General features: G+C 52.4%; 2 protein-coding genes. Both read left to right on the top strand.

The genetic code is table 11. The features are described from left to right. Window positions 1-125: 125 nt before the first annotated feature. Window positions 126-1928, top strand: coding sequence for a pyruvate kinase (gene pyk / locus H6F91_RS19250; protein ID WP_190771555.1), 1803 nt, complete (start codon window positions 126-128; stop codon window positions 1926-1928). A gap of 1274 nt (window positions 1929-3202) precedes the next feature. Next, window positions 3203-11491, top strand: coding sequence for a hypothetical protein (locus H6F91_RS28355; protein ID WP_277874409.1), 8289 nt, complete (start codon window positions 3203-3205; stop codon window positions 11489-11491). Window positions 11492-11537 lie beyond the last annotated feature (46 nt).

The raw sequence follows: 11537 nt of genomic DNA, 5'->3' as shown, positions 1-11537 counted from the left end.
ATCTCTTTTTTCCAATTCTTATATCTAGCTAAAATTTTTAGGACTCCTGGGCGTCCTTCTGCATAACGAACTAAACCGGGTTTGGATTCTTCTCCAACCCACTCGCCATAGACTTCTGGAATCCCATGTCTTTTCATCACTCTCTGCGACGTACCAAAATTGTAGCGACCATCGGCCCGGCCACCAGCAGCCCAGAAGTTCTGCGAAGTCTGATTCTGGCGGGCGCAACGACTCTTCGCCTCAACTTTTCCCACGGTACTCATGAGGATCACCAGCGCAATATTCGCCTGATCCGCCAGATTTCCTTTGAACTGAATCAGCCGGTCGGCATCCTGCAAGACCTGCAAGGCCCAAAGATTCGTCTGGGTAAGTTTCAGGATGGCCCTATCACTCTACAAAAGGGTGATCCCTACATTCTCACCAGCAATCTCTGTCCGGGTACTCAGGAGATCAGCTGTGTCACCTACGACCCCCTAGCTGATGAAGTCCCCGAAGGTGCCATCATTCTGTTAGATGATGGTCGGGTCGAAATGCGGGTCGAAAAGGTAGACCCCGTTAAACGAGAGCTGCACTGCCGGGTAACGGTTGGTGGTGTACTCTCCAACAACAAAGGAGTCAATTTTCCTGGCGTCTACCTCTCCATCAAAGCCCTGACTGACAAGGATAAGACCGATTTAATGTTCGGTCTGGATCAGGGAGTCGATTGGGTTGCCCTGAGCTTTGTTCGTAATCCGCAGGATGTACTGGAAGTCAAAGAACTGATCTCCAGCGCCGGAAAAAATGTACCGGTGATCGCCAAGATTGAGAAACACGAGGCGATCGAACAAATGGAAGCGGTGCTCTCCATCTGTGACGGTGTCATGGTTGCTCGGGGAGACCTGGGGGTTGAGCTGCCCGCGGAGGATGTACCCATTCTTCAAAAGCGACTGATTCGCACCGCCAACCGTTTAGGCATCCCAGTCATTACTGCCACCCAAATGCTCGACAGCATGGTGAGCAATGCTCGTCCTACCCGTGCCGAAATTTCCGATGTAGCCAACGCCATCCTGGATGGCACGGATGCAGTCATGCTTTCTAACGAAACTGCCGTGGGTCAATACCCCGTGCAGGCTGTCGAAACCATGGCCCGCATTGCTGTGCGTATCGAGCAAGAGCAGAGCCTGGCTCGCAACTTAAATGACAACACCTCCAGTCATTCCATTCCCAATGCTATTAGTCAGGCTGTAGGGAATATTGCCGAGCAGCTTCGGGCCGCAGCTATCATGACCCTCACAAAAACCGGGGCAACGGCTCGCAACGTATCAAAATTCCGCCCCCGCACCCCAATCCTGGCGATTACGCCTCACGTTGATGTGGCTCGCCAGTTACAACTGGTATGGGGGGTGCGCCCATTGTTGGTGCTAGACCTGCCGTCTACGGGGCAAACCTTCCAGGCTGCTCTTAACGTGGCCCAAGAGAAACAACTCCTCTTTGAAGGAGAGCTGGTGGTGATGACTGCCGGAACCCTGCAAGGTGTGGCAGGTTCTACTGACCTGATTAAAGTTGATGTGGTTACTGCCGTACTGGGCAAGGGCATCGGCATCGGTCAGGGTTCTGTCAGTGGCCGTGCTCGTGTAGCCCGTAGCAGCAAGGAAGTCAGCAACTTCAACCCCGGCGAAATTTTAGTGGTATCCAACACTAGCGCTGACTATGTAGAAGCCATTCGGAAAGCCTCAGGCATCGTCACGGAGGACGATAGCCTAACGAGCCATGCAGCCGTCATCGGGTTACGACTGGGTGTTCCAGTCATTGTCGGCTTTAAGAATGCCACTGAAGTCATTCGCGATGGTACCCTCTTGACTCTGGATATGCAGCGGGGTCTTGTCTTCTCAGGTTCTCCGGGAGTTGTCCCTGCAGATTTAGTGCTGCCTGCTCGCATTGAAGCCTAAATATGAACTGAAGATAACTATGCACTAGGGTCTGTTTTAGCTGTCTTTTCCGTACGCCAAGTACACGAAAAAACCTTTCCAGAGGGCTTTAAAGCAAGCCCTAGAACTCAGCCCCCCTTTTGCCGTTGCATTCGGTGACAGAAGGGGGGCTCTATTTTTAAAGATACTGAATGCAAAATTACGCACACCTCGGTTTTTACGGAGCCTTAGTTAAGCATCGTTACTAGAACCACGCACGGTTTTGCTGCGCTAGGAGCAACGAACCGTACACCACACTACTTTCTCCTTCTTCTGGCCTATCCTTCTTCCGTCCTACCCAACGCAGGAATCCCACATAATTTTTGAAGGGTGAAGTGGACTACACCCACGCTGTTCAAAGTGGGTTTCTAGATGCTGGTTTGGAGAAGTGCAAGATTAGGTTACTTCAGCTTTCAGTAGCATCAAAAATTGTGATTTTTCTCCCGTTTTAGCGCAAAATTCACGATTTTTGCTTGGAGTTCTGGGGAAGTACGTAATTCATATACCTGTATGAACTAAAATCCAAACCCTCATTCTGCATCGCTTTAGGACAGCAAAATAAGAGTTTGAGTTTAGGTTTGCTAGGGTACAAGGTTTGAGTATACGTAGGTAGGAAAATAAAGAAATCGCAAATTTTTTGTTTTACAGAGTCTTTCGTTGAAAATGGGTTTTGTACGTCAAAATAAAGAGGGTTTAAACCTAACGTAATTGTCCTTGAAGGGTTTTAGCAATGCTTCAGGTCGGTTAAGCCATCATTTTCAAGATAAATCTTTAAACCTGTAATTTTTCTAGAGCATTTGGGTACGCTAACCCCAAACATTAGGGTGGGAGAATGCAAGCTGTCTGCTCAATTCAGAAAAGTTTGCATAGTAAAGAATGTCAATCACAATTCAATAAATCGTTGCTGACGTTTCCTCCTATTGCTCTAGAAGATGCAATTAAACAACCCTAGTTTTAGCCCATTGTGTGGCTCCCTATATTGGCTGTAGTCAGCATTACGCCATGTTTCTCAAAGACGTATGTTTGTTTCTCTGGGGCAGGAATTCAGTCCCTAAAAGCGGACAAGAAGTTCATAAAAAACTGCTCCGAAACCCAAAATCTCATGTTTAATGGGGTGATCCTGACCGTCAGGGAAACTCTTACTAAAGTCATCACTATGCAATAGGGAAGTGTCCAGCCCAAGCATTATTTCTCTGCTACTAATTAAATCTTCCAAACACTATCCAGTCAGATCTGTCTTGAGGGGTTAATTTGTCATGGCGACGATCAGAGGTACATCCGGAAACAACAATCTCCAGGGAACTACTGCCAATGACCTGATTTTTGGGTTGTTGGGGAGCGATCGCCTGGTTGATGATCGGGGCAACGATCTACTGGATGGAGGCGGTGGTGCCGATACCATGTTAGGGGGTGTCGGAAATGATACCTATGTAGTGGACAACGCTGGGGATGTCGTCACTGAAAACGCCAACGCAGGTGTTGACATGGTGCGCGCCAGCATCTCCTATACCCTACGCAACAACTTTGAAAATTTAACTCTGTTGGGAACAGCCAACATCAACGGAACGGGGAACAGCCTCAACAACATTATTTTCGGCAATGCTGGCAACAACATCCTTACAGGGGGCGCCGGTAATGATAATCTCTCTGGGGGTGATGGCCGCGATCGCCTAGTTGGAGGTATCGGAGCCGATACTTTGCAGGGTGGCCTTGGCAACGATTCCCTGGATGGTGGCAGCGGGAATGATGTGCTGGCAGGTGATGCGGGCAATGACACCTTGAACGGCAATCTTGGCGACGACCAGATGGCCGGGGGGGCAGGAAACGACCTTTATATCGTCAACAGTGCGGGCGATACTATCGTCGAGGTCGCCAATGGCGGCACGGACACACTGCAAACCTCCGTTTCCTATACCCTTTCTGTCACCGCTGAGGTGGAAACCATTACCCTACTTGGGGTCAGCAACCTGGTAGTGACAGGCAGCGACACTGCAAATACCATTACTGGCAACAGCGGAGCCAATAGCCTGAGTGGATTGGGAGGGAATGACGTCCTGGTTGGCGGCGAGGGCAACGATACCCTGGATGGTGGTGATGGTAATGACAGCCTGAACGGAGGCACTGGTATCGATTCTCTCGTTGGGGGAGACGGCAACGATACCTTCATTCTGGATACTGTTAACGACATTGTTGTAGAAGCTGCAGATAATGGCGTCGATCTGGTGCGGGCTGCATTTAGCTACACTCTTGGCGATAATGTCGAAAATCTTATCCTGTTAGGCACCGGCAACTTCACTGGAACCGGTAATGCCCTGGCGAATACCATCATAGGCAACGATGGTAACAACGCTTTATTTGGAGAAGATGGCAACGATGCCCTCGATGGGGGAAGTGGCAACGACACCCTGAGTGGCGGCGGCGGCAATGATTCATATATTCTGGATAGCCTCCAGGATGTGGTACTGGAAAGCGGTGGGGAAGGCGTTGATACCGTACTGACCTCGTTACTGTCGTATTCTCTGGCGGGCAACGTCGAAAACCTCACTCTGACTGGCACCGCGAACAATGCCGGTAGCGGGAACGACCTTAACAACATCATTACAGGCAATAGTGGCAACAACAACCTGTTCGGCCTGGAGGGTAACGATAGTCTGATTGGTGGGGCAGGTAACGATACCTTAAATGGCGGGACAGGCGAGGATACCCTGGTGGGTGGCTTGGGCAACGATTCCTATGTCGTTACAGAAGCCGGAGATGTCGTTACAGAGGATGTAGGCGGCGGTGTCGATACGGTCAGCAGCAATATTTCCTACACCATCGCTAACAACATTGAAAGCCTGACTCTGACGGGTACCGACAATATCAGCGGTACAGGAAACAATCTTGCCAACACCATCCTCGGCAACGAGGGCAACAATATTCTGGATGGGGCCGCCGGGAACGATTCCATTTTTGGGGGAGCCGGAAACGATTCGCTCATCGGTGGCACGGGTACCGATACCCTGCAAGGGGGCCTGGGCGATGATACCTTTAACGTCCAAGACACCACCGATGTCGTGATCGAGCTGGCTGGACAAGGAGTTGATCTGGTTAATTCCAGCGTCACCTTCAACCTGAGCACCAACGGCCAGCAAGTTGAAAACTTGACATTGACCGGTACTGGCAACATCAGCGGCACAGGAAACGACCTCGCTAACCAGATCACAGGAAATTCAGGCAGCAATAACCTCTTTGGTGGAGCAGGTAATGACACCCTGGATGGTGGAGCCGGGGCCGATACCATGCAGGGGGGTGCCGGCAACGATTCGTATCTATTTGACAATGTTGGTGACAGCGCAGTAGAAGCCCCAGGTAGTGGCATCGATTCGGTGGTGGTAACCTTCACCGGAACAAGCGGCACTTTCACCATTGGTAACAACATTGAAAACCTGACCCTGACGGGCACCGCCAATATTAATGGAACAGGAAGTGACGTTGCCAACCGAATTATTGGCAATGATGGCAACAACATCCTGGATGGTCGTGCAGGCAACGACATCATCACGGGCGGCCTGGGCAATGATACCCTTCTCGGCGGCACAGGGGATGATCAGCTCAACGGTGAAGCAGGCACCAACCAGCTCACCGGTGGTGCAGGCAATGATACCTACTTTGTAACCGCTGGTGACACGATCACAGAAAATGCCAGCGAAGGCCTGGATGTCGTTTTTGCTACTGGCTCCTTTACCCTCAGCCCTAACTTAGAAAACCTTACTCTGGTCGCAGAGGCCGGCAACATCAACGGGGTTGGAAATACCTCTAATAATGTCATCACCGGGAATGAAGGAAATAACGTCCTCAACGGTGGTGGGGGTGTCGACACGTTGATCGGCGGCGAAGGGAACGACACCTTTGTCATCGACAGCACTAACGATGTTATTACAGAGTTGGCAGGCGGAGGGGTCGATCTGGTTCGCTCTTCAGCTCAGGATTACACCCTGGGAGCCAACCTGGAAAACCTCACCCTGGAAGGAACCGGGAACATCAACGGTACGGGCAACGAGGTTGCCAACACAATCCTGGGCAATAATGGCAATAACGTTCTGAATGGTGGTGCCGGAAATGACACCATCTCGGGAGGACTCGGGAACGATCGCCTGATAGGAGGAGAGGGTACCGATATCCTCGATGGCGGCGAAGGCGATGATACCTACGTTCTTGTTGACTCCGAGGATACGGTCAATGAAACAGGAACCAGTACAGGCGATACCATCGAAGCCGCCTTTAACTTTGACCTGAGCCAGCCCGCCTTCACCAATGTCGAAAACTTAATCCTCACAGGTGCAGCCACTGAGGGTACAGGCAACGCTAACAATAACCGGATTGTGGGCAATGCGCTGGACAACATCCTGAATGGCGGCGCCGGAAATGACACTCTGGAGGGGGGAGCCGGGAGCGATCGCCTCATCGGTGGTCTTGGAACTGACAGCCTCGTGGGCGGTGCCGGAAACGATACGTTCGTTGTCGTCGACAGCACCGACGTCATCGTTGAAGCGGCCAACGGTGGCATTGACACCGTTGAAGCGAATTTCAACTACACGCTCGCGGCCACCCTGGAAAACCTCACTCTGATTGGCCCCGCTACCACGGGGACTGGTAACGCGGCCAACAACATCATTCTTGGTAACAACCTCAACAACGAGCTGCGGGGTCTAGATGGCAACGATCGCCTGGAAGGTGGAGCCGGAGACGATCGCCTGATCGGGGGTGCGGGCACAGATACCATGGTGGGTGGCGACGGCAATGACACCTACAGCGTCACCGAAGCGGGTGATGTCGTTGACGAAGCCGACGATGCAAGCGGGATCGACACCGTTGAGTCGGCTCTGTTGAGCTATACCCTCACAGCTAATTTGGAAAATCTGAGCCTACAGGAAGGGGCCGCCATCACTGGGATTGGTAACGCCAGTGACAACATTATTCTGGGCAATAGCAACAACAACAATTTGCAGGGCCTGGCCGGCAATGACTTCCTGGAAGGAGGCGACGGAAACGATACCCTGGACGGGGGCGAGGGCAATGACACCCTCAGTGGCAGCAACGGCAACGATAGCCTCGACGGAGGCCTTGGAGCCGACACCCTCAGCGGCGGTAACGGCAATGATACTTACCTGATTGATGATGTAGGCGACGACGTCATCGAGGTGACGGCCAACACAGGCATTGACCTGGTTGTGTCCTCCGTTAACTTTGACATGAGCGGCAACAACCGCACAGGGTTGGACAACCTGACGCTGACAGGCAATGCCACCAACGGTACAGGAAATGCCAACGCCAACACTATTTTGGGCAACGACCAGAATAACGTGCTGGATGGTCAAGGGGGAAGCGATCGCCTGGAAGGTCGAGAAGGCAACGATCGCCTCATCGGTGGAGCCGGAGATGGAGCCGCTGATACCCTACTGGGGGGTGCAGGCAACGACACTTATGTCGTCGGAACCGGAGATGTCGTCACAGAAGACGTCGGAGCCGGTACCGATACCGTCGAGTCTAGCTTCACCTACACCCTGGGCAACAACCTGGAAAATCTGATCCTGCTGGAGGGTTCCGGCCCCATCAACGGGACGGGCAACGAATTGGATAACGTGATTCGTGGCAACTCTGAAGCCAACGTCCTGCGCGGTCTGCTCGGAAATGACACCCTTGAAGGGGGTGGTGGTGCCGATAGTTTAGACGGTGGCGAAGGCAGCGACACCATGGTCGGCGGTGATGGCAACGACACCTATGTCGTTAACATCGAATCCGATGTTGTGGTTGAAGCCAATGCCACCGGCGGCATTGATCTGGTGCAATCTGCCGTGAACTGGGAGTTGGGCACCAACTTTGAAAACCTGACTCTAACGGGCAACGCCGCCATCAGCGGTACCGGGAATACCCTCGACAACACCATCATTGGCAACGACGCCAATAATGAGCTGCGAGGTTTGGGTGGAGCCGATACCCTCACAGGTGCAGGCGGGAATGACCTCCTCGACGGGGGCATCGGTGCTGACACCATGACCGGGGGAGCGGGAGATGATACCTTCCTGGTCGATGTAGCTGGCGACGTTGTCAGCGAAGCGGACAACGGCGGTACCGATCTGGTCGTTAGCCAGGTTAGCTTTAGCCTTAATGTTACAGGTCGTCAGGCTATCGAAAATCTGACCCTGGCAGGTAGCGCGGCTAACGGCACCGGCAACGCTCTCGGCAATATTATTCTGGGCAACGCTGCCAACAACGTTCTCGATGGCTTGGCTGGGAACGATCGCCTGGAGGGAGGCGCAGGTGCTGACAGCCTGGTTGGGGGTGCAGGCAACGACACCCTGATTGGGGGCGAGGGCAACGACACCTACGTGATCGACAGTCCTCTCGATGTGATTGAGGAAACTGGAGCCAGCACAGGTGATTTGGTCGAGTCTTTCACTGATATCGATCTCAGTGGTCCAGCCTTCAACGGCATCGATAACCTGACTCTCCTGGGCAACGCTATCCGAGGAATTGGCAACGACGCCAACAACGTTATTACAGGCAACGCTCAAAACAACATATTGGAAGGGCGGGGTGGTAATGACACCATTATTGGCAACGCAGGCAATGACTCCTTAGACGGCGGCATTGGCAACGACACCATGAGCGGCGGCTTGGGCAATGACACCTATGTCGTCAACGCCAGTGGGGATGTGGTATCAGAAGCAGATACTGATGATGGCATTGACACCGTTCAATCCAGTGCTGCAACCCTGACTCTGGGGAACAACATCGAAAACCTGACCCTGATTGCTGGAGCGGGAGATATCAACGGCATTGGTAACGCGGTTGATAACGTCATTCTGGGGAACGAGGGTAACAACCGCATGGAAGGTCGGGGTGGCAATGACACCCTGGACGGCGGTGCCGGGATTGACACGATGATTGGTGGCATTGGCAATGACACCTACACCGTCGATGACTCTGCCGATGTTGTCACTGATAACCCCGGTGAGGGCAATGACGTGGTTAATACCACCGTCTCCTACGCCCTGGCCGATGACAGTGAAATTGAAACCCTCCGGTTGTTGGGAGGAGCCGTTAATATCGATGGCATCGGTAACGGCTTCAGCAACACCATTCTGGGTAACGCAGGCAACAACTTACTGGATGGTGGTGATGGGGTTGACAGCCTGGAAGGTGGTCTTGGCAATGACACCTATGTGGTCAGTGAAGCAGGTGACCAGATTGTAGAAGCGGCTAACGCTGGTATTGATCTGATTCGTTCCGCTATCACGTTCGACCTCAGTACCAGCGGCAATAACGTTGAAAACCTCACCCTACTTGAAGGAGAGCCTACTGCCCTCAATGCCACAGGTAACACCTTAGCCAACGTTATTACCGGAAACAGCCTGAACAATCGTATTGATGGTGCAGCTGGTAACGACACCCTGCGTGGTGGTGGTGGTGATGACACTTACATCATTGTTGACTTAAATGACCTGATTGAAGAAGTAGCCAATCAGGGCACTGATACCGTCAATTCTCGAGTTACCTTCACCCTGGGAGCTAACCTGGAAAACCTGGTATTGGAGCTGAACGCCGGGAATATCAACGGTAACGGTAACAACCTGAACAATACCATTCTCGGGAATGAGGGCATCAACGTACTGGGCGGAGGGGATGGCGACGACTTCCTCAATGGAGGTGCCGGCCAGGACGTCTTCACGGGGGGCAGCGGTAACGATACGTTCATCGTGGATAATACGGCTGAGCAAATTACAGAGGCAATTGGTGGTGGCCTGGATGAAGTTCGCTCTAGCGCGACCTATACCCTGGGCAACAACCTGGAAAACCTGATTCTGGTTGAAGACGCTCCCAACCTCAATATCAACGGTACTGGTAATGGTCTGGCCAACCTTATCGTGGGTAACGCAGGTACAAACCGGTTGGATGGTGGTGCTGGCATTGATACTTTGCGCGGCGGAGCCGCCAACGACACCTACGTAGTGGACGATGCTGCCGACAAGATTGAGGAGTTGAGCACGGGTGGCGTAGATGATGTCATCTCCAGTGTCACCTACACTCTGTCAGACTTCGTTGAGAACTTGACGCTGACAGGGGCCACCGGTACCGAAGCCCTGAACGGTACTGGAAATAACCGACTCAACACCATCATTGGCAACAATGGCAACAACGTCCTATTAGGTCTTGGAGGGGTTGATACCCTCAAAGGCAACGGTGGCAATGACCTTCTGGACGGCGGTACCGGGGATGACGTGATGGAGGGTGGCCTGGGCAACGATACCTATTTTGTTGATGGCGATGATGAAACCCTAACTGAACTGCTTAATGCAGGCACAGATCAGGTCATTTCATCCCGCTCCTTCACCTTAGGGGATAACCTGGAAAACCTTACTCTGACAGGGATAACTGGTAGTGAGGCGCTAACAGGCCGAGGGAATAGCCTCAACAACTACATCATCGGCAATGCTGGCAGCAACATTCTGGATGGGGGAGTCAATGAAACCACCGGAGCCCCTGATGGTCGGGATACGCTAGAAGGTGGGCAGGGCAATGACACCTATATTATTAGCGGCAACAACGAAGACAGTATCAATGAAGTCGCTAGCGCTGGAACTGACACCGTGCGATCGCTCGGTAGCTACACCCTCAGGGCCAACCTGGAAAACCTGGTGCTGATTGGTACAGGCAACTTCACGGGAATCGGTAATGGGGAAAACAACCGCATTGAAGGTAATAGTGGCAATAACCTGCTGGATGGTGGGATCGGAAACGATGAAATGGTCGGTGGAGACGGCAACGATACTTACTACATCGATAACGCTGCCGACACGATTCTGGAACTCGGAACAGGTACTAGTGATGAGATTGTTTCTACCTTGTCCTACGACCTGTCTACTCCTCTGCTAACGAACATCGAGAACCTGACTTTGGCAGGAAGCAATGCGATTGATGGGACAGGTAATGCCTCTGCCAATAGCATCACTGGAAACGCTGGAGCCAACCTCTTGAGGGGCCTTGGAGCGGATGATACACTGCTTGGCGGCAATGGCGATGATACATTGCTTGGGGAAGCGAACACTGGTACGCAAATTGGTGCCAATGACGGCAATGACACCATGAATGGCGGTCAGGGCAATGATGTTATCAATGGTGGTGTCGGCAACGATACCCTGACAGGTGGCATTGGAAACGACCAATTCGTGTTCGACTCTCAGCGCCTGTTCCAGGCCGCTGACGTAGGGCTGAACGTGATTACTGACTTCCAGCAAACTGTAGATACGATTGTGCTCGATAAAACGACCTTCCGAGCCATCATTGGAGGAGACGACCCAGGCATCCTGGGTGAAACAGAGTTTGCTTCCGTCACGGATGAAGCGGGGATTAATACCCTGGGTGCTGTCATTATCTACAGCTCTGCTTCCAATCAGTTGTTCTACAATGCCGATGGAGCAGGTGCCGGTGCGGCTGTCGCCTTCATCCAGTTCCAGGGGAACCCTGATATCACAACCGGTAGCTTCACGATTCGAGACTAAGCGAATATGTCGTACGCATGGCGTACGACATATTAGTCTCTGCTTA

This window comes from Leptolyngbya sp. FACHB-8 (assembly GCF_014695575.1).
GTDB lineage: Bacteria > Cyanobacteriota > Cyanobacteriia > Elainellales > Elainellaceae > Vacuolonema.
This window is presented reverse-complemented; position numbering and strand designations above follow the sequence as displayed.